This window comes from Gammaproteobacteria bacterium, assembly GCA_029882975.1.
Lineage (GTDB): Bacteria > Pseudomonadota > Gammaproteobacteria > SZUA-152 > SZUA-152 > JAJDNG01.
Genome location: JAOUJW010000002.1, coordinates 13,006 through 33,832, shown reverse-complemented (window position 1 = coordinate 33,832; position 20,827 = coordinate 13,006). Strand labels below are relative to the sequence as shown.

At 50.3% G+C, this 20,827-nt stretch carries 20 protein-coding genes; 1 reads left to right on the top strand and 19 read right to left on the bottom strand.

Annotation, left to right across the window (positions count from 1 at the left end; genetic code table 11):
* Nucleotides 1–4 precede the first annotated feature (4 nt).
* The 19 genes from OEY58_01900 to metG form a co-directional block, all read right to left on the bottom strand.
* On the bottom strand, nt 5–415 hold the full coding sequence (locus tag OEY58_01900; GenBank protein MDH5324195.1) for a hypothetical protein: 411 nt from the start codon (nt 413–415) through the stop codon (nt 5–7).
* 108 nt (nt 416–523) lie between these two features.
* Nucleotides 524–4,324, bottom strand: coding sequence for a PilC/PilY family type IV pilus protein (locus OEY58_01895; protein ID MDH5324194.1), 3,801 nt, complete (start codon nt 4,322–4,324; stop codon nt 524–526).
* A gap of 58 nt (nt 4,325–4,382) precedes the next feature.
* Entirely contained in the window at nt 4,383–4,922 is a 540-nt protein-coding gene (locus OEY58_01890) for a PilX N-terminal domain-containing pilus assembly protein (GenBank protein MDH5324193.1), read from the bottom strand.
* A 20-nt stretch (nt 4,923–4,942) separates the two neighbouring features.
* Nucleotides 4,943–5,959 (bottom strand): PilW family protein, encoded by a 1,017-nt coding sequence (locus tag OEY58_01885; GenBank protein ID MDH5324192.1) that lies wholly within the window; start codon nt 5,957–5,959, stop codon nt 4,943–4,945.
* The gene (pilV, locus tag OEY58_01880) at nt 5,956–6,441 is read right to left on the bottom strand and encodes a type IV pilus modification protein PilV (GenBank protein ID MDH5324191.1); all 486 of its coding nucleotides are present in this window, start codon (nt 6,439–6,441) and stop codon (nt 5,956–5,958) included. Before pilV ends, OEY58_01885 begins: the two co-directional genes overlap by 4 nt.
* A gap of 11 nt (nt 6,442–6,452) precedes the next feature.
* Nucleotides 6,453–7,016: a GspH/FimT family pseudopilin gene (locus tag OEY58_01875; protein MDH5324190.1), complete on the bottom strand. Its 564-nt coding sequence runs from the start codon at nt 7,014–7,016 to the stop codon at nt 6,453–6,455.
* A gap of 300 nt (nt 7,017–7,316) precedes the next feature.
* Nucleotides 7,317–8,972 (bottom strand): hypothetical protein, encoded by a 1,656-nt coding sequence (locus OEY58_01870; protein ID MDH5324189.1) that lies wholly within the window; start codon nt 8,970–8,972, stop codon nt 7,317–7,319.
* A 68-nt stretch (nt 8,973–9,040) separates the two neighbouring features.
* Nucleotides 9,041–9,871: a hypothetical protein gene (locus OEY58_01865; protein MDH5324188.1), complete on the bottom strand. Its 831-nt coding sequence runs from the start codon at nt 9,869–9,871 to the stop codon at nt 9,041–9,043.
* 13 nt (nt 9,872–9,884) lie between these two features.
* Nucleotides 9,885–10,487: a prepilin-type N-terminal cleavage/methylation domain-containing protein gene (locus OEY58_01860; protein ID MDH5324187.1), complete on the bottom strand. Its 603-nt coding sequence runs from the start codon at nt 10,485–10,487 to the stop codon at nt 9,885–9,887.
* 12 nt (nt 10,488–10,499) lie between these two features.
* The gene (locus OEY58_01855) at nt 10,500–11,000 is read right to left on the bottom strand and encodes a prepilin-type N-terminal cleavage/methylation domain-containing protein (protein ID MDH5324186.1); all 501 of its coding nucleotides are present in this window, start codon (nt 10,998–11,000) and stop codon (nt 10,500–10,502) included.
* Between the two features lie 24 nt (nt 11,001–11,024).
* Complete coding sequence (locus tag OEY58_01850) at nt 11,025–11,414, bottom strand: hypothetical protein (protein MDH5324185.1); 390 nt, start codon at nt 11,412–11,414, stop codon at nt 11,025–11,027.
* Between the two features lie 95 nt (nt 11,415–11,509).
* On the bottom strand, nt 11,510–11,974 hold the full coding sequence (locus tag OEY58_01845; protein ID MDH5324184.1) for a prepilin-type N-terminal cleavage/methylation domain-containing protein: 465 nt from the start codon (nt 11,972–11,974) through the stop codon (nt 11,510–11,512).
* Nucleotides 11,975–12,175: 201 nt separating this feature from the next.
* Nucleotides 12,176–12,892, bottom strand: a complete 717-nt coding sequence (locus OEY58_01840) for an electron transport complex subunit E (protein MDH5324183.1) — start codon at nt 12,890–12,892, stop codon at nt 12,176–12,178.
* 2 nt (nt 12,893–12,894) lie between these two features.
* Nucleotides 12,895–13,596 (bottom strand): electron transport complex subunit RsxG, encoded by a 702-nt coding sequence (rsxG, locus tag OEY58_01835; protein MDH5324182.1) that lies wholly within the window; start codon nt 13,594–13,596, stop codon nt 12,895–12,897.
* Nucleotides 13,596–14,636 (bottom strand): electron transport complex subunit RsxD, encoded by a 1,041-nt coding sequence (rsxD, locus tag OEY58_01830; protein MDH5324181.1) that lies wholly within the window; start codon nt 14,634–14,636, stop codon nt 13,596–13,598. Before rsxD ends, rsxG begins: the two co-directional genes overlap by 1 nt.
* Nucleotides 14,633–16,288 carry an electron transport complex subunit RsxC gene (rsxC, locus tag OEY58_01825; GenBank protein ID MDH5324180.1) on the bottom strand — a complete coding sequence of 552 codons (1,656 nt, stop codon included), beginning with the start codon at nt 16,286–16,288 and terminating at the stop codon, nt 14,633–14,635. Before rsxC ends, rsxD begins: the two co-directional genes overlap by 4 nt.
* On the bottom strand, nt 16,285–16,854 hold the full coding sequence (rsxB, locus tag OEY58_01820) for an electron transport complex subunit RsxB (GenBank protein ID MDH5324179.1): 570 nt from the start codon (nt 16,852–16,854) through the stop codon (nt 16,285–16,287). Before rsxB ends, rsxC begins: the two co-directional genes overlap by 4 nt.
* The gene (rsxA, locus tag OEY58_01815) at nt 16,854–17,429 is read right to left on the bottom strand and encodes an electron transport complex subunit RsxA (protein MDH5324178.1); all 576 of its coding nucleotides are present in this window, start codon (nt 17,427–17,429) and stop codon (nt 16,854–16,856) included. The genes rsxB and rsxA overlap by 1 nt, the downstream gene beginning before the upstream one ends.
* Before the next feature lie 63 nt (nt 17,430–17,492).
* On the bottom strand, nt 17,493–19,526 hold the full coding sequence (gene metG, locus OEY58_01810; protein ID MDH5324177.1) for a methionine--tRNA ligase: 2,034 nt from the start codon (nt 19,524–19,526) through the stop codon (nt 17,493–17,495).
* Nucleotides 19,527–19,726: 200 nt separating this feature from the next.
* On the opposite strand from metG, the gene apbC reads away from it, so the two are divergent.
* Nucleotides 19,727–20,818, top strand: a complete 1,092-nt coding sequence (gene apbC, locus OEY58_01805; GenBank protein ID MDH5324176.1) for an iron-sulfur cluster carrier protein ApbC — start codon at nt 19,727–19,729, stop codon at nt 20,816–20,818.
* Nucleotides 20,819–20,827: the final 9 nt, after the last annotated feature.

Here is a 20,827-nt window from a genome sequence, read left to right as displayed (position 1 = left end):
TGGTTCAATGCAGTTTCACTGAACCGGTAGGTAATACCCACATCTCGGTGATTTCACCTCTATCTCTTGTGCTATTGGCTTGGCTCCTGGTATTTGTTTTGAATCCCAGTTCCTGCCCTGCCTGCAATGCCCCTAGTGTAGCGTATTTGGATTCTTTTGTGTGCACTTTTACGTAAGCAGAGAGTTTGTAGCGTAATCCATTAATTATTATTGAATTTTGTGATTCGATCTCAGTAATTTTGCCGCTGTGTGGAAATTGGGCCGGGTAGTAAGCGGGCAGCGGGGCATTGAGTCTGAGACTGCCGCGCCGGGGCTCTGTGGCGTTGGCGCCGGCACACAATAGGGCGATCAGAACCAGCGTTGTTACTATGAACCCAGACCGCAGACAGTCATGTGTCAAACTATGGTTTCGCATATAAGTCCCCTTATAAATAATTACGACTGTGGTTGCCGGTTTCCCGTTCAATGGTTTCAAATTCAATGGTTTCAAATTCAATGGTTTCAAATTCTATGGTTTCAAATTCTATGGTTCTAATTCCCGCCACGATGTTCGGCCGGTGTGTGGGTCACCACTGTTATTTACCCGGAGTGCAACAATGTCTTGCCCTGCTTGGGTAAAGCGAATATTGCCCACAAATGCGGCGTCCGTGGGTGTGCCGGAGTCAAAGCGTATGCCCGTGACAATATTCCAGTAACCCGCTGTGTCGGCGACATTGTCGGTAAGGTTAAACGCGCCATCACCGTCCAGGTCAAAGACTTGGTTAACACCGGAACCGCCGTTAAAGGGGTTAAAACCCAACTGGTAGCCTCCCGTGCCCACACTACAAGCGGCGGTGTTTTTGGGGATGACAGTGTTGACAAACATCAGTCGGCCACGGATTTGGATATTACGAACAGCGCGTTCGCCGGGATACTCAACGCCGGAATACGTCCCTGCAGTGGGCATGTCCAGATCGATGTACCAGCCTTTGACTTTTCCGGCAGCACTTCCCGTATTGTTCCAGGCCACCGCATTGTTACTGAGCGTGCGCACCGTAAATCCGTGTTCCGCTGACGCGTGATTGGTAAAGTATTGTTGTACTAATTGGTTGCTGACGGCTGTTTGGGTAATGGTGGGATTGACAGACATGTCGTCCCACAAGCCGTAGATGGATTGAATGTCCGTGCTGGTGGCATCTTCATCGGTCATCCAACTGCCGGTGCCCACAATGACCAAATATCCACCCAGATAGTGTTTCATCACCGCCGGTGCGTTGGTTATGGGTTGGACGATATCTCGGGGAAAACTGTAGTTGCTTTTGTATTTTGCGGTGAACAGTATTTCCGTACCACTGTTCCAGTTGCCGGCATTGGTGCTGGCAAGATCAAAGCGGTACACATTACCTTGCAGATCTCCGGCATAAACGTAATCCACCGTACCGTTATTGTCATCGTCTACTGCGCTGAGACCGCCGATGCCGTTGGGTGTGGCAGTGGCACTTTGGGCAATACCTTTGCCAGTGGCCAGCTTGTAATAATCTGTGTTTAAAGTCCAGGTGCCGTCCAGTCCGCCATCGACAAATAAGACGTATACATAAGCTTCTCCGGCAGTGGTGCTGCTATTGTAACCGTTGCCGAAAATGACCACCCAGCGTTTATTGCCGGAACCGTCTTCAGCATTACTCATAGCGATCATGGGTTGGCTGAAACTGAAACCTAAATCGCTGTTACCAATACCGCCATCGTCGGCTTCAGTAAACTCCCATAGAACATTATTGGCCGCTGAAGTTTCGTTACTGAAATCGTCCGGCTGGGTAATGTTCAAAGCGTAGTAACCTTTGCCGCCTGCACCCAAGCCACCCACAAGTACCGTATTCCAACTGAGATCCGTGGCATTGGTTCCGGTTGACGGCATAAAATACACATCGTTAATGCTGGGGGTAAGGTCCACATAGAAACGGTGGGCGTAACCCGGATTACTCAGCTGGGACAGGTTTTTTACTACCATGTTGGGAATATAGGCAAACGCCTCGGAACCATCACTTACATCGATAGCATGCAACATGCCGTCATTGGCGCCGGTGTAGGTAAGTTCACGGCGCCGATTGGTTCTATAATAGGTGACGAATTCGGCATAGGTTTCGCCGCTGGTGGTGGGGTAAACCCCGCCATTGCGGCCTATAAAGTGGGGCGTACCGACAAATACGGGAGTGGAGTGCACAATATCGCCGAGTTTTCCGGCATACAAGGCACGTTCGCGGAATTGCCCGTCAGCGCCGGAGGGTCCCTCGTCGCTATTGCTTCCGCGCAAATAGTTCAAACGCTCATCACCAAAGGTGTTGGTTGCTGCGCTGATGTTGGTTGGTTGTGGGCTGTTGAGGTAGGTTTGTTGGCCACTATCCAAGTCGCTCCAGCGGAACGGCATGCCGCGACTGGTGCTGCTGCCGGTGTCTCTATAGGTGATAATAACACGTTGGTCCGGGTTGATTTTGTTGTCCAGTTGTTCCGCGGCACTCCATTGAATGTTGCTGTCTATAGTGCCATTGGGAAAAATACGCTGGGCTACCAGATCACCGCGGTGGGTTTTGGTGTTAAAGGAAGCACGGAATACCAGGGTACCGGCCTCCACTTCCTGAGTGTTAAAGGCAACAGCCGTGGCCGTACCTGTGCCCGCCTGAATTTCACTAAAAACCCGGTTAAAGGCATTTTGTAAGGTTTGACTGTTATTGGCACTGAGGTATTCACCCCGGCCATTGTAAGCGGCATGAGCGACGTCATCGATTTTTTCCTGGTCACCGCTAACGGGGTCGGGCCAACTGAAGGCTGTAGCGGGATCGGTGGGCATGGCACTGAGACTGCCTTGTACCCCGAAGCCGATGGCGTAGGTACTCATATGTTGATGCATGGTTTCAAATGGAGCCGGGCCAAGATAACGGTCAATATCCAAAGTGGTGGTGGAAACATTGTCTGCCAGAGCGGTGTGCAAATCGGTCTTGTAGTACCGCATTGCCACGTCGGCCAGCGTATTACTGTGGCTGTCGGCAAAAGCTCCGCTACTGAAGTTGCTCACATCATTGTCAATATTGCCAATGCCGGGATTGGTGCCATTCCAGTGGCCATCCGTCATTAGCACAGTGAAGTTTTGTTGGCAGCTGCCCGCGGGTGCCGCTTGGATAGGGCAGGTGCTGCTCCCCGGAGAGCTGTCAGCGGTGGATCCAAACAAGTCATTATTTCGGCACTCAAAATAACGCCCGGCCTGTTCCAGCTTGGTACGTAAGGGAGTGGAACCGGACGGGCGGGTATCAAACAGTTTGTCCATCAGACTGCGTTTGTTTCCGCTGGCAGTGGCGGTGTTCATGCTGGCAACCCGTAAATTGTCCGTGTTGGCTCTGTTGATAGTGGCAAAACCAATGCGGGCAGATTCAATAGGGTCGATCACCAGGCTGAGAGCCGCTTTTGCACTTAAGTCGCGTTTGCGGTAATAGCTAAACCAGTTGGCGAAGTTTTGAATTTCCTGGGTGTATGTGCATGTAGCGGTGCCGTCCCCATTGTCGGTGCAATCACTGCGTCCTTTTCCGGTAGCGTCACTGAAGGCCACGCGGGTATAGGTGAAACTCGGACGAATTTCCACCAGGGTGTGGCTGTCATCGGCATCGACAATATCATCACTGTCGCTGTCGCCCCAGGTGTAGAAACGTGCGGGGTAAAAATTGGTCACGGTGAAGGGGGTGGATAAGGCAACGATGGCGCTACAGGCCGTCAAACCGCAATCGGTGTTGTAACTTAGAGTGGCGGTTAGATCCAATATACCTTGCGTCGGTTGATAAGGGTTATAGGGGGCAGCTGTGGCGCTCACATTACCGTAAGGTGTTCCGGCACTGTTCACTCCGGACCATGGGCGGTAAGTGACATCCGGATTGTAGTAAATAGGGTTATAGTTGTGGTTCCAGGCGCGCCAGACACCGCCTTGGGGAGAGGCGAGGCCTTGGGCTGCCAGATATTCCTGACTGGGAACTACCCATTGATCGTAATTGGCCGCAGGTGCATCGGTGGTTGTAACGCCGGGGTCCGGGTGGGTGTAATAGTAAGGTGCTACACCCAGGTGAAACATGCCCTCGAACTCCGGGGTCATAACCGCCCAGTCCATACTGCCGCTGTCGTCACTCAAAATAACCACATTGGGTTCTACATTGCTGACCACTTCCAGGGCGTCATTAGATAGGTTGAGGTTGGCTGCAGATAATACGGGCATGTAGAATGCGCAACACAGTGCCCATACGCACGGGATAAAACCGCGTGGGGCCACAATGATTGAATCATGACAGGAATTTGAATTGCGTTTCATTATGGCGTCTCCGTTTTTCTCGGTGTTTCCATTGTTCGCGTATTTGCCTGGCATTTTCCTACAACCGTTTACCATAGGTGGATTGCAGCATGACAACGCTATGGCTGCTACCGCCGGTCGCTCGTGCGGTAATCAGGAAAGTTTCTATTTGTCCGGCGCCGATACCTTGGCCATAGTTTTTTAACGTAACTTTACCGACACCGGAATTACTGCTGGCTAAGTGTTGAATTACATAGCGGGGAGCACTGCTGACTTTGTATTGACTGTCAAAGTCGCTGTATTCCAAGCTGTCTGTATTGGTCCAGGTAATATTTTTCCAGATGCGGTCATCGCTGTTATCGTAGAGGCCGTCACTGCCGTTGGTGTCAAAGGCATTGACAGAGATCACATTGTCATCAATGTATTTCTCCGCCGCGCGCAATGCGGCTTCTGCAGCCTGGAAGGCCAGGTCTTTGTCGCGCATATTGCCGGCCATTTTTTCCTCGGTTGAAGCGTTGCGCAGGCTGCTCATGCCTAATAGAGTTAAGATGGTTAAGACTACGATGCTCACCAGTAAGGCGGTTCCATTTTGTTTCGGCAGGGATGCGAGTGATTTCATAATCAGTTCCTTTGCTTGGCTCAAGAGGTTCGGTTTCTGATGGTTACCAGCGTGGTAAAACTGCGGCGCACCCGGTGATCGCCAAAAGCGGTCACATTGGTGGTGATGTTATCTTCAATGGTGCGTGCGCGTAGAGTCACTCGGGCACTGATCACCTGGCTGAAATTACTGACACCGGAAGCGTCGACAAAACGATTGACGACTCGGTCGCCGTCCGAATCCACGCCATAGAGAACTTGCAGATCTTCTATTCCTTCCACCAGTTCCTGACTGTTGAGCGTGTCCGCGTTGCCCAGGCTGTATTTGAATAAGGAAGGAACACCGGCGCTGTTATTAGCAATGTAGTAAGCCGAGGCCTGCATTTTCATCACTTCCGCTTCTGTAGTGTAGGCTTTGGAAAGATGAGGCGGTGATAGGTTTAATGTGGAGGCGTGTGCAATCTCTACATAGGCTGCGCCGACGGCGTTAGTACTTGTGGCGGCGAACACGTCCGCTTGTTCACAGTCGGTGACAAACAAAATGTCACCGGGCTGAAACATGCCGGATGCGGTGGTGGCATCCAATTTTAATTGACCGCTGATGGTGGGGACGGGATCATCCAAACGTACACCGGTGCGTGAGGCGTGTTTGATGAGAACAATATCCGTACCCGCAACGACATTGGTTGTCGTGAGGCTCACGGTATCGGACAGTGCCAGAGGAAGGTCAGCGTATTCCTTGCCCTGTAAACCATTTCCCGAAAACGAGGCGATTAAATCCGCAGCGCCATCCTGATTCAAGTCGACAATGTTGCCGGGTTCCGTATCCAAACTGGCGCAGCCCATATAACCGGCCATGCGTAAATCGCGGGTGATAAACTGCATGGCAAAGCGACCATTCTCCTGTAAGCGGGCAAAGGCTTCCTGTACACGGTGGCTTTGTTTGTTGCTCATGAGAATTTGCATCACACCGGCCAATAAAATCAGGCTAATGGCCAGGGCAACCATGGTTTCCGTTAAGGATAATCCGGATTGAGTTTTGAAAGACAACGGTTTCATAGGCGGCTGCTCACACTAAAACAGCTTAGGTCCACCGCGGGGTCGCCACTACAGGCGGTACCGGACGCGCCTGTTCTGTAGTCATCCCACATAACGGTGATGGTAAAGGTGTCATCGGCATTGTGTACAACCTTACCTTGGCCTCGGGCCAGGGTTTGGTCCAGCAGGTTGGACCATTGAAAGGCGTCGTATTGGGCCAATTCAACCAGGGTGCAACCGCTGCTGATGCAGCCAGGGTCTGTAGGTGCAGAGGCAAACAAATTATTATAGTGGCCCAGTTTGACACCGGCCCGATTGGAGCGTAAGCGGTCCAGCATGTCGTTGGCCAGTAGTTGCGCCTGGGATCGGGCATACGCACTGGTGTTGTATTTCATGCTTTTGACCTGCATGCCGGCGATACCTAACAAGCCTACGGCCATGATGAACACTGCCACCAGTACTTCTATCATGGTCATGCCCCGTTGTCTGTTTGCGTGATGCATAGCGTCCTACCTTATACAGAGGGGCTGGTGCAGCTTACAGGTACCGGTGACACCAATCGCGGTCGACCTGTGGGACTGATTTGGATTTGCTTGCCAAAGTCTTTACCGCGGGGATCGCAAATGGCAAACAAAGAGGTGTTGCCGCCTTGGTTAACGCTGCCATCGGCTCTGTATTCCAGATTCGTATTAGCGGTGGCATTACTGATTACAGTAACGCCTTTCTCCGGATTTAAATCCGTAACGCGCAGCAGGGTGTCGGTGGCGGTATCGTATTGGGTGTTGCTATCGCCGCTGGCGAAGATGAGCCAGCCGCCAGACCAGTCGTTAACACTGCCACCGCATACCGGTGGGTTGGCCCCCGGGTCGGCGCTGCGACAGATCATCACGGAACGACCGCGGTTAATGGCTTCACTGCGAGCCAGGTTTATATCAGCGATGAGGTTGTTGGTTTGAATGGCGATGGAGTTGTTTTTCATGGCCACGCTGAAACTGGGAACGGCCATGGTCAGAACTATTCCTGCAATGGCCAATACGGCAATGAGTTCCAATAAAGTAAAACCACGCTGATTGCTCATGCGTATGCTCCCGTTTGTGAGTGTGCTCAAAGTGTATGAGCTAACGGCAGACTTGTGCGAGCAGTGGCGACCGTTGGTCGCTTAATTAACTCCGCTGATCTTTATATACTTAAAAAAACGCAAATAAACTATAACTCATTGTTATTGTTATTATAAATAGTGTGAGCTTGGTCTCGCGGAAGTCTCGAACCGAGTCACAGTCACTGGGTTTGATACAGCTGGGAAAACATTTTTTTCTCCGTTAGAAAACAAAAGCCGACAGAAGTCGGCTTTTGTGTGTGATGTAGTAGACCTTATTTCCTAAGGCAGTGGTTTGATTTCCACCCAGCGCGTGGCTCCTGCGGTTCCGGTGCTGCCGCTGCCATTGGTGCCCGGGTTGCCGGCAATGACACCCGCCGCACCGTTGGCGGGAGGCGTTGAGGGTCCTGTGCCTTGTGTTGTACCGTTGCCCGGTAGGACACCTGCAGGACCGGTAGTTACCGCGGTAAGCGAGGTGGTACCGCTGGATTTAACCATAGCCGTGGAATAGGTGGTGGGTTCAGAACTGATGATGGTTCTACTGTTGCCGGAATGCTCTTCAATATAAAAACCGTCCCTGACCACCACGCCGCCAATAATATATTGCACGACATTGGCTTGTTTAGCTTCCAGCTCGATGGCTTGGGGTACATAGAGTAAACCGGAAATAAAGACATTATCATGCATATCAATAAGTCCGCCGGTGTACAGGTACGTTGGGATATCCTCAAAGCCATCGTCGCGAAAATGATTGGCTTCCCACGGTCCAGCCGCCGGGCTTGTGGTTTCTGGTGTGCCTGCGGGCAATTTAAACTTGGCACAACCGCCGCAGGTAGCGCTAGGCGGCAAGTTGGTCCAATCGTTGCGCGTGAGATTCAGCGCATTAAAAGCCTCGGCCCAACCGGCTTCATAGCCATTGGGCATCAGCAAGTGTAACTTGCTGGGCTGGTTTAGTTCGTTCCATACGGTACTGTCAAGCGTAAGCTGGTGATACTTTTCGAATGCGTGCTTAGCGGACAGGGGTACTTTGTTGAGCGGAATATTGTGACTTGAATTTTTCACGACTTTATCGATTTCGCCCACCACTTTGCGGTCCAACCCAAATTTGTTGTCAAGCTCAGCTGTATCCGCGTTGACCAATATCGGTACAATCACCTTGAAATACAGATTTCGTGGAATGGTAGGCAGTTCGCTTAAACTAATGGGGTTTCTGGTCTGGTGGTCGACGAAGTCCCACAATAGCGAACCTTTGACATCAATGCGAGAATCTTTATTAAACGTTATTCCGCAACTGGTGGCATTGGCTTCGATGTCACTCCAGACGCTTGTGCCGGGAGCGCATTCACACAGACTGGGGGCAGGTAAGGCGCCGTTACAAAATCCGTATTTTGCCGCTCCGGGCGGTTTTTCCAGCCCAATCAATACCCGGACGATTCCATACATGGGAGTGCCGTTTTGCACATTGGCTAAAAATTCTTTCAGGGTGATTGTGCCGTATTGAGTGATGCCTATCCCTAAGTCCGGCGAAACATTTGCCGAAAGCCAATCTGCCGTTGTACGTAAACGCTGCAAATCAAATAAGTGTTGGCCCGCTGTGAAAAAATTGTATTTCTCCGGTGTTTGGGCTTGATTTTCCGCCACGGTACTGGGGCTAACGCCGACATCGATGGACAGTGAGTGGGTGCCGTCTGTACCAATAACGCGGTTGGCCACTTTAAATTGATCGGTGTTAATGGCATTGCCACTAGGACCTTCAACACCGGTCTGGCTTTTGCCTCCTGGGGCTATAAATGCCATATTGGTCTGGATGGCCTTCGCATGCGGGGTGGCGGTGTTGTCAAATATGACCTCACTTGCCGCTGTCGCTGTGCCAGTGCTTATCATCGCTGATGCGCAGATTGCCCCCATGAGTGTTCGCTTGTGGTTACTCTTAAACATGCGTCGTCCCCTATTGTTGAACTGCCTTGTTGTACTACCTTGTATGCGCTTTGTACAAGACATAGTGTCTATGGTTTAGATTCGGCCAGCACCGGTAAGGTGCCAAGAACCGTACTGTTGTAATAACTGCCTACATATTTTTGGGTATAACTTTTTCTGTCACCCACTTGAGCCACGGACTGCGCGTAAATATCCACGGCATTGGAATCTGATGCGTTTTGAGTGAATTCAAGCCATGCGGCCGCTTTTATAGTTCTGTCTAGAGCATTCCAGTCAGCGGAATTTTGAACCGTCCATTCGTTGTTCCAGGCATTTGAATTTTGAATTCGAGTTAAAATACCGGTCTGTTGGTTAGTGCTAAAAAGCAGGGGGTGTTGGTTCGCATTTACAAATAGCGAGCTTACCCGTAGGAGAGACCCCACAGGTACTTGGCCATTGATAAGCGTGGATCCGGTTTCCTTTTTAGCCTCACTGCTGGCAATGTTTTGCAGGATCGACGCTTGGTTTTCCGATATACGGTTGGGTGTTGCAGAGGCTGTATCAGCAACATAATAGCTATAAGGTAAAAGCTGCGTTGTGGGATTATTCATGTTTTGTTGTATGGCAGCTGCCCTGCAACGATCCGTCGCATTTGTGCCTGTACAGCTACCAGAACCACCTGCAGGTCCGGTGTGTAAGCCGTTGTGAAAACTGTTGGTCAGGAAATCCAGAGCACTTTCCGCAATTAAAAGTGATGCGGTGTTGTCGCGATACATACCTGCGATTTGGGTGTTTTCCGCAGTGCGGTTGAAAAACTGGATGGTGGAACCGGCCAGAATGATTAGGAATACGGTTACCAGTACCAATACATATCCCGATTGACGATGAATGGGTGGCATGGATTTGATTTTAGGATTCATGTGCTGGTTCCTGCTAATTTCTCGGTAGAATATCGTGGCCAAACAATGAGGCAGTGGATGCTATTGTTCCTGCCCGTACTGTCATCCGTAAGCGAAAACTACCATTGTTGTTATCGCTAAGATCAAATTGCGTAATTTGAGTATTGGCTTTTGTGGTGGCTCCCATGAGAGGCGTCATATTGTTCAGAGGGTTGGGGTCATCACACTGTGCTGGTAACAGGAGGTTAGGTGTGGCATTGGCGTAGCTCAGTTGTTTGGTGTTGTTGTTCCATTCCAATCGGACCCGGTTATCGCTAAAGCTCCCCACATTGTTTGGCCAAATGCGCATGCCCGGTGGTAAGGTGAAATCAATTCGAGTAAAAACCGCGCTGTTCAAACTGGAAATGCAAATACTGTTTTTGATCGCATGGCGCAACATTCGGCTAACTGCGTCGTAGGTTTCTTGGCCGTCTGCTGCGGCTTGCATGCGTAAGGTTTGTTGTGAAATTAAGCCACTTTGAGTGCTAAAAGCGGTTACTGTGGCCAGTGAAACAAGGCTGCCCACGACCAAAGCGACCATGAGTTCAGTCAGGGTAAATCCCTTGTTGTGTCTTAAGTGCTGTGAGTGATCTAACACGTTTGGGTCACTTTATTTAAACGGTATGGTAACAGGAACATAATTGGCAACCGTGTTCCCTTGAGAATCTGTAAATACCACTTTTATGCCCGCTGTTAAGGGCGATTCCCAGTTGGTGGTATCGGTGTCAAAATTGTAAGTAGGCGGGTGTGCCAATAAATTAGTGGTGAGTATGGCATTGGCGCTGTAGCCGCCGCGAATTTCCAATATGCTCAGATGATAGCGTTGATTGTCTGCGGTGGTGATGGGGGTGCCGTTCCCTCCATTATGCATGGCCACCAGTGCATCTTTTAAATTGGTAAGATTGTTGGCCGCCTGCAGTTGCATTAAAACAAACTGCTCTGCTGCCGATTTTAATGCCATGGCGCGAACGCCATTGTTGGTAATAGTGAGCATGGTGTTGCTGGAATATTGCAGCATGCTTAACATGCCGACGGCAAGCACCGCAATGGCAATCAGGGATTCCAACATGGTGATGCCTTTTTGATATGCCCTATTTTGAGTTTTTTTCATTCTAGTAACTCTGATGTCGTAATGCTAATTTACTGGAGCCGGAGGAGCCGGATCGGTTTCATTCAGTTGTCCGAAGGCAGTGGCGACAGTTAGAATTTTCGTTCTTGTGTTGTCTTGGCTTGACGTTAAAATCAGTGTGGTATTGAGTTTGCTGTCCTCCAGAACCCCGTCCGTATCAAACGTGAAATCCGTATTGACAGGATTTGTGCTGACCGTTACTTCTGGTAGTGGGATTGACTGGATCAGGTTGGCGTTTGCGGTAGTATCCCGAATTTCCAATGCGCCACCGCCGACGGCAATTTTTACCCGAATGGGAATTCCCTCAAATTGAGCCAGCTTCTTGGCTTTGGTAAAAACCAGTGTCGTATCACGCAGTGCATCATCCAGGCGTGAGCCAGTTAGTAGTTGCTGCATGCTCGGAACGACGATTCCTAACAGTATGCCCAATATCGCAAGTGTCACCATCAATTCGATTATTGTGAAGGCACGCTGGTTTTTCTGGCGGGAGGTTAACAATGTGGCTTTCTCCACGCAAGACAGGGTAATGTCCCTGTGGTAAATCCGGGGTAAGCCGTCGTGTTGGTATTACCCAACTGGTCTATGGTGTATACGTAGGAACCGGCTGCCCCTAAGCCTGCTCCAGCCTTGCTGGTGGCCGTCACGGTAAAAGAATTGCCATCATTGGGCGTAGTGCAAGTAAAGGCGAACGCGTCCGTGTCAAAATCAGCAACGTTGACCCCGCAAGTGACGGAGTTTGGGTTGTCGTTGTAGCGTCTTTGCGCCTGTTTGAATTGTTCCATGGCAATTCGCGTGGCGCTTAGCTTCGTGATTTCATTTGAAAGGGTGGATTGGGCGATATATTGGTTATATTGCGGGACGGCTATCGCCGCAAGCATGCCTATAATGACGAGGGTAACCATAAGTTCCAGCAGACTGAAGCCTTGTAGGTTTTTACGCAGATCACAACGATACATCCTGCTTCCTTTGGTAACGTATTCGTTAGGGAGATTGCCTCCCAAATTGTTAATATTGTTATTTGACGGCTGTCGTTCTATTTAGGGCTATTATAATCAAATTCGGTTGTGGATTTCATCGAGAAACTACCGTTAATCACCCCAGTAGCACCGTTGATCGTTCTATTTACGCAATTGATTTTTCTATATACTCAAATGAGATTAGTGGGCTTGGGGTAAATCTGAGTTTTCTACTAAAGATTCGACTGATTGTTGGGACTTCTGGTTGGCGCTTATGCGTTTGTCGATGACATTTTTGATGGCTATAAGCGCACCCAATCCCAAGAACGCGCCAGGTGGTAATATGGCCAGCAAAAAACCGCGATAATCCTCCACCAAGGTAATGGTCATCCATTTGGCGCCTTCGCCCAGCATTAAATCCATATTGGCGAATAAGGTGCCTTGTCCCAGGGCTTCGCGTATGGCGCCCAGGCATAACAGTACCAAAGTGAATCCCAAGCCCATGGTCAAGCCGTCCAGAAAGGATTTGGCTGCATTATTTTTGGAGGCAAAGGCTTCGGCGCGAGCAATAATGGCGCAATTGGTAACGATCAGGGGAATGAATATGCCCAGGATTAAAAACAAATCGTGCAAATAAGCTTTCATGCTTAATTCCACAGCGGTTACAAAGGAGGCTATGACCAGGACAAACACGGGGATGCGCAGCTCCGGTCGGACCCAGTGACGGATCAGGGACACCGTGACGTTGGAGCCTATGAGTACCAGGGTGGTGGCCAGCCCCAGCCCCAAGGCGTTGACGACGGTGCCGGAGACGGCCAGTAAAGGACACAGACCCAGTAATTGCACTAACCCGGGATTGTTATACCAGAAACCGTCTGCAGCGATTTTTTTGTAAGTGCTCATGTCGGTTGTGCTCATGTTTATGGTCCTGAACTTGAAGGGCTGGATTGGGGTGGGTTGGATGAGGGATCGGATTGAATGGGGCCTGGTGTTAACACATGCCCCATATCTTTTTCAAACAACCAGTCCCGATTTTGCCGATAGTATTGCAAGGCCTTATGGATCGCTTTCACAATGGCTCTGGGGGAGATGGTGGCACCAGTGAACTGATCGAATTCACCACCGTCCCGTTGCACTTTCCATTTAGGCGTCGTAGGGTTTTCCAGGCTTTTGCCGTTAAACGCAAATATCCATGGGGAGCGGCGTTCTTCAATGCCGTCTCCCAAACCAGGGGTTTCTCGATGGTCCAGCACACGTACGCCGGTAATTTGACCGTCAAAATCCACGCCCAACAGCAGTTTGATGTCACCGCCATAACCGTCCGGGGCAACGGGTGTCAGGATCAGGCCGGTGGGTTGTCCTTTGAGCCTGGCGCGGTATATGGCTCGTGGTTTTTCAGTGCCTAAAAACTTTGGCGCACTCACGGTAATCAGGTCTGAAAATAGATCATTATCATGCTTGTGTTCGGGCATGACTGCATGAAGTTTGCGCAATAAAGTTTCCCGCTCCACAGCGGCGATTTTTTCTTTGGTGTTCTGGTGGGTTACTGCCACCAGTGTTGTACCCATCACTGCAAAGAAACTCAGAAGCACAGCAGTGCGAAGCATATGTTGCGTCAGCATCACTCACTCCTGCTGTGGCCGTACACTCGGGGTTGAGTGTAGTAATCAATGGTGGGTGCGGCGATATTCATGATTAATATTGCAAAGCCCACCCCGTCAGGATAACCGCCCCAGACTCGAATTATATAAGTCAGCATCCCAACACCGGCACCGTAGATCAATTGTCCGGTTTTGGTGGTGCAGCCGCTTACCGGGTCGGTAGCAATAAAAAAAGCACCCAATAGAGTGGCACCGCTAAACAGATGGAACATGGGTGAGGTGTAGTGATCACTGTCCATCAGGAAAAAAATGCTGGCAATGGCAAATATGCTGCCCAACATGGCAACGGGTACGTGCCAGGTGATGACTCTGCGGTAAATTAGCCACACGCCACCTAAAAATATCCAGTTACCAATCCATTCCCAACCGACCCCGCCAAAGTCGCCAAACAAGGCACTGTGGTTAACGGTTTCCTCTACGGTTTCTCCCAGGCCGATTTGGGTTTTGATTTCATCCAGGGGTGTGGCCATGGACACTGTGTCGATGGTTAGGAAATAAGGTAATTTTCCGGTGAAAATGGCGCTTAGGGTATCACTGAATCCGACCTGTAGATCGTTAAGAATGTTAGGCGGTAGCCAGGTGCTCATTTCCTTGGGGAAGGAAATGAGCAATACTACATATCCCACCATAGCCGGGTTAAAAGGATTGTATCCCAGGCCGCCGTATAAATGTTTGGCGACGACGATAGCAAACGACATACCGGTTACTGTAATCCACCAAGGGGTTAGGGGAGGCAAGCAAAAAGCCAGCAACAGGGCAGTAACCACCACGCTGCCGTCACTGAGAAATGGCAATAAGGGGCGTTGCCTTGCTTTGAGCATCAGTCCTTCGGTTACCAGTCCTGTGGTTACCGCAATAAGGAAATTAATGATAATACCCCAGCCGAAAAACCACACATAAGCTATCACAGCCGGGAGCAGGGCGGTGAGCACCCGCAGCATAACCGTGGTGACGAAAACATTGGCGTGAATATGCGGTGATGTGGGCGTTTTTAGTCTCATGTATCCTGTTCCGGTGGCTTTGGTTTGCCCGATGCGGGATTGGAACGACGCTTGTCCACTTCGGCAATGAGTCGTTGTTGTTCTTCGGATAAATTTTCGGTGTTTTTTGCGTGGACTAAACTTTGTTCCCGTTTGGCTTTAACCCGTTCCATGGCGGCTTGGATAGCAGCTTTTTTCTTGTCCTCGGTCGTGTTGCCGCTGATGGCTTGCTGTTTGCGTTTGTGTCGAGCGGCCTTTTCCTGCTTTTCCAGTTCCAGGCGCAGATTGCGAAATTCATGGCGCTGCCGCGAAATGTCTGATTTTTGTTGTTCGCGCTCTTGTTTCCAAATTTCTGTCTTGGCATAACGGTAGTAGTGCACCAAAGGGATATGGCTGGGGCAAGCGTAGTCACAGCAGCCGCATTCAATGCAATCAAACAAGTTGTAATCCTGAACTTTGTCAAAATCTTTGGATTTGGCATACCAATACAATTGTTGCGGTAGCAGGTTCATGGGACAGGCTTCGGCGCAGAAACCGCAACGAATGCAAGGTAAGGATTGATCCAGGCGTGATGGTAACGGTACATCGTTAATTAGAGAGATGGCCAGGATACAATTGCTGGTTTTGATCACAGGTGCATTAATGTCGTGTACCGCCATGCCCATCATAGGGCCGCCAATGATGACTTTGGATAAGGTTTTGCAGTTACCGCCGCACTGTTGGATCAGCTCGGCAATGGGCGTACCGAAGCGAACCCGGAGATTGCGCGATTTGGCAACACTCCCGGTAACGGTGATGATGCGCGAGGTCAATGGTTCGTTGTGGTGGATGGCTCGGGCTACCGCATAGGCGGTTCCCACATTGTGACAGACAATATTGATGTCCAAGGGCAATCCCTGGCTGGGGACTTCCTTGCCGGTGATGACCTGTACCAGCTGCTTTTCACCACCTGCCGGATATACTGTGGGTACGGATACCAGCTCTACGAAATCCAGACTCATTTCTTCGAGCACGGCTTCCAGGTACAGCAGTGCTTTGGCCTTTTTATTTTCCACTGCAATGATGCAATGCTGTGCCTGCAGCGCTTTGCGCATAATCATCAGTCCTTGGACGATTTCCTCTGTGTGTTCGCGGATGAGCATTTCATCACAGGTGATATAGGGTTCGCATTCCGCTCCGTTAATGATCAGCAAATCCACGACTTTTTCATCGGGATCCAGTTTGATGGAGCTGGGAAAACCGGCGCCACCCAGGCCGACGATGCCCGCCGCATGGATTTGATCGCGCAATTGTTGTGGTGACAAATCCTCCACCTTAAGCGGCTCTATGGATTGTGGTTGATCCTGGTCTTTGCCATCTGTTTCTATAACGATGCAGGGTGCTTGCAAGCCGGACGGGTGTGGAACCGGGCGAGGTTCCAGCGCAATGACCTTACCGGAACTGGGAGCGTGCACCGGTGCGCTGATGCCGCTTACCGCTCGCGCAATGAGTTGGTTGCGGTATACATAATCGCCTACCTTGACCACGGGTTCCGCTGCGTGGCCAATGTGTTGTTGTAAGGGTAACACCAGTTGTTGCGGCAGTTCCGCATCTTTGATGGGTTTGGCCAGGGTGGCGGTTTTATGTTGACGTAAATGCACGCCGCCGTGGAAATTAAACAGACGCCGGATCATAGTTTGCCTCCGGAGGACTGAAGCTTGGTTTTGCTGGTGGCCGGATAGTTCCAGGTCCAGGTTTCCAGATTGGGGTTAATTTCCACCATGTCGATGCAGTCGACCGGGCACGGAGGCACGCACAAATCACAGCCGGTGCACTCTTCTTCTATCACAGTGTGCATTTGCTTGGCAGCGCCTAAAATAGCATCCACCGGGCAGGCTTGTATGCACAGGGTGCAGCCAATACACACTTGTTCGTCAATGATGGCAACCCGTGGCGGTTTTTCTGCACCATTTTCCGGGTTCAGGGGTTTAGGGTCTTTGCCTAAGAGGTCCGCTAACGCAATAATAGTGGTCTCGCCGCCCGGTGGGCATTGGTTAATGTCTGCCTCACCTTTGGCAATGGCATTGGCATAGGGGCGGCAGCCGGGGTAGGTGCATTGGCCGCATTGGGTTTGGGGTAGCAAGGCGTCTATTTTTTCTACCAGTGGATCGCCTTCCACCTTATAACGAATGGCGGCATATCCCAGTATCAGTCCGAAAACCACCGCCAGCGCACCCAATGCCAGTATCGCTGCCAACATCAATCCAGCCCTGAAAAACCCATGAATGCTAAGGACATGAGTCCCGCCGTGATCAGTGCAATGGCCGGCCCCCTAAATGCTTCGGGGACATCCGATACCGTGATGCGTTCGCGCATAGACGCAAACAAAATCAACACCAGAGAAAAGCCCACCGCAGCACCAAAACCATAAACAATGGATTGCATAAAACTGTGTTGTTGCTGAATGTTTAATAAAGCCACACCCAACACTGCGCAGTTGGTGGTAATCAAGGGTAGGAATATGCCTAAGACCTGATACAGCAAGGGGCTGGTTTTGTGTACAAACATTTCCGTAAATTGCACCACCACCGCGATGACTAATATAAAGGTAATGGTACGCAAATACTCAAGGTCCAGCGGAATGAGTAGAAACTCATTGACCACATAACTGGTTGCCGAAGACAGTGTCAGTACAAAAGTGGTTGCCAGTGCCATGCCGGTGGCGGTTTCCAATTTACGAGAGACGCCCATAAACGGGCATAAGCCCAGGAATTTCACCAGAACAAAATTATTAACCAACACTGTACTGATCAGTATTAATGCATACTCTTTCATGTTTTCGGGTCGTCTGGCCCTGTATCGAAATGTTGTTAAAAGTGTTGTTAAATGGAAGTTAAGCTATTTAACACGCATTCCGGGCTTAGCACCACTATCCGGATGTAATATATACAGGTCTTTTCCGCCGGGACCGGCGGCCAGTACCATGCCTTCGGACAGGCCGAAGCGCATTTTGCGTGGCGCCAAATTGGCTACCATGACGGTATATTGACCAATAAGGTCTTTAGGATCGTAGGCGGATTTAATTCCGGCAAAGACATTACGCGTTTCCACGCCTATATCCAGCGTCAGTTGCAATAGCTTGTCGGCACCTTGCACACTTTGAGCGTCCACAATCTTGGCAATGCGTAAATCCACTTTGGCGAAGTCATCGTATTGGATGGTCTCCGCGATGGCGTCCACGTCCGTCGCGGTTCCCGGGGTTTTTTTCACGGTGCCGGCCTGAGCGTTTTTTTGCGTATCGGCCAGCACTGCGTCGACCTTTGCCGGGTCCACTCGGGTCATGAGCGGTTGGAATTTATTAATTTTGTGATCCAGCAAAGGCACGTGGTAGTTGTGCCAACTCAAAGCTTCACAATTGAGAAACAACTCTGCTTCGTGCGCCATGGCCGGTAGGACCGGTTTTAAGTAGGTCATGAGCACTTTGAACAAATTAATGCCCATGCTGCAAATGTCCTGAACATGTTGTTCCTGGCCTTCCTGTTTTGCCAAAACCCAAGGTTCCATTTTGTCGATGTATTGATTGGCTGCATCCGCCAAGGCCATGATTTCGCGCATGGCGTGGCCGTATTCTCTTTGATCGTAAAAATCAGCGATACGGTCCGCGCTGTCAGTGAACTGTCGCAGTAATGTCGGTTCGCTGCACTGGCTGGAGAGGGTGTTATCGAAACGCTTCATGAGTTTGGCGCAACGGCTGGCGATGTTGACCATTTTTCCCACCAGATCCGAATTGACCCGATTGACAAAATCGTCAAAGTTCAGATCCAGGTCATCAATGCGGCTGTTGAGTTTGGCGGCAAAATAGTAGCGCAAGTACTCAGGATTCAAATGGTTTAAATAATCCCTGGCGTTCACAAAAGTCCCGCGCGATTTGGACATCTTTTGACCATTAATGGTGAGAAAGCCGTGAGCATAAATGGCGTTGGGAGTGCGAAAGCCACTGCCTGCCAATACCGCAGGCCAGAATAAGGCATGAAAGCGGATAATATCTTTGCCAATAAAATGATACAGCTCGGTCATGCTTTCCGGGTCCATGTACTCGTCAAAGTCCAGGTCTTCACGGCGATCGCACAGGTTTTTGAAGCTGGCGAAATACCCCATGGGAGCGTCCAGCCACACATAAAAATACTTGCCGGGGGCGCCGGGTATCTCAAAACCAAAATAGGGGCTATCACGGGAGATATCCCATTCCGCCAGGCCCACATCAAACCATTCGTCCAGTTTATTGGCGACTTCCGGTTGCAGGTGACCCGCATGGGTCCACTTTTTCAACATATGCTCGAAGTCATTGAGCTTGAAGAAAAAGTGTTCTGATTCTTTTTCCACCGGCGTGGCACCGGAAATAGCGGACACCGGGTTGATTAAATCCATTGGAGAGTAAGTTTCGCCACAGGCTTCGCAATTGTCGCCATACTGGTCTTCGGTTTTGCATTTGGGACACGTCCCTTTGACAAAACGATCCGGTAGAAACATTTGTTTTTCCGGGTCATAGGCCTGTTTGATGGTTTTACGGCTAATGTGGCCGCGTTGCTGCAGGCGCTCGTAGATAGTCTCCGCCAGCTGGCGGTTTTCCTCGGAGTGGGTACTGTGAAAATTATCAAAGGCGATATGGAAATCGTTGAAATCGCTGATATGTTCCTTGCCAATGCGTTGTACCAAGGTTTCCGGACTGATGCCTTCAGCCTGAGCTCGCAGCATGACGGGAGTACCGTGAGCGTCATCGGCGCAAACATAAATGCATTCATGGCCGCGCATTTTCTGGAATCGCACCCAGATATCGGTTTGGATGTATTCCACCATATGGCCCAGGTGAATGGAGCCATTGGCGTAGGGTAATGCGCTGGTGACAAGGATTTTACGGCAATTTGGAGTCATGGCTTTGGTCTTTTTTTTCAGAGCGTTAATGTAATAATGGCATACAAATGCTGCGGCTGTTGCCGTGCCAGATATATGATTATACAAGAATATTACGATATTGGGTTTAAATCGTGTAAACTTGCCCTCACGTTGTCATCTTTGGAATGAACACAGAATCCCAAGCCTGTCGGCTTGACCAAACTAGGAGTAAAACTGCCATGGCAAGTGTAACCCGTGATCAGATAAATGCCGCAATTCAGCAATATATTGATCCCTGTTTAGGGCAGGACCTGGTGTCCGCCAAGTGTGTGAAGAACATTGCCATAGATGGCGACAAAGTCAATGTGGAAATTGTGCTGGGTTTTCCGGCAGCAGGTCATGTGGCGCAATTAGAGGCACAGCTCAAAGAAAAAGTGGCTGCGCTGGAAGGTGTGGCTCAAGTGGAAATATCCATATCCAGCAAAGTGGAGGCCCATACCGCACAAAAAGGGGTAAAACCCATAGCGGGCGTAAAAAACATTATCGCGATAGCGTCCGGTAAAGGCGGGGTGGGCAAATCCACTACAGCCGTCAATCTTGCCTGTGCCCTGGCAGCCGAAGGGGCGACCGTGGGTATTTTGGATGCGGATATTTATGGACCCAGTCAGCCTCGCATGCTGGGGGTTAATGCGAAACCGGAATCAAAGGACGGGAAAAGTCTGGAACCTCTGGTGGGACATGGGATTCAATCCATGTCGATCGGTTATCTGGTCGAGGAGGAAACTCCCATGATCTGGCGCGGGCCCATGGTGACCCAGGCACTGGAGCAGTTACTTAACGATACTCAGTGGAAAGATGTTGATTATTTGATCATCGATTTACCTCCGGGCACGGGTGATATTCAATTGACTCTGGCGCAAAAAGTTCCGGTCAGTGGTGCCGTTATTGTCACAACACCGCAGGATATTGCCTTGCTGGATGCGAAAAAGGCGCTGAAAATGTTTGAGAAAGTGGATGTCCATGTGCTGGGCATTGTGGAAAATATGAGTATTCACATTTGCAGTCAATGCGGTCATGAGGAACATATTTTTGGTAAGGGTGGCGGCCAGAGTATGTCGGATCAATACGGGGTGGATTTTATTGGTTCACTGCCTTTGGATATTAAAATTCGAGAAGAAGTGGACAGTGGCCGCCCCACCGTGGCCGTTGACCCTGACGGGGCGATTGCCAGGAGCTATCGAGAAATCGCCCGGCGTATGGCGGCCAAATTGTCCTTGAGGGCTAAGGAATTCAGCGCAAAATTCCCCAATATCGTGATTCAAAATAATTGATCGCTTCCC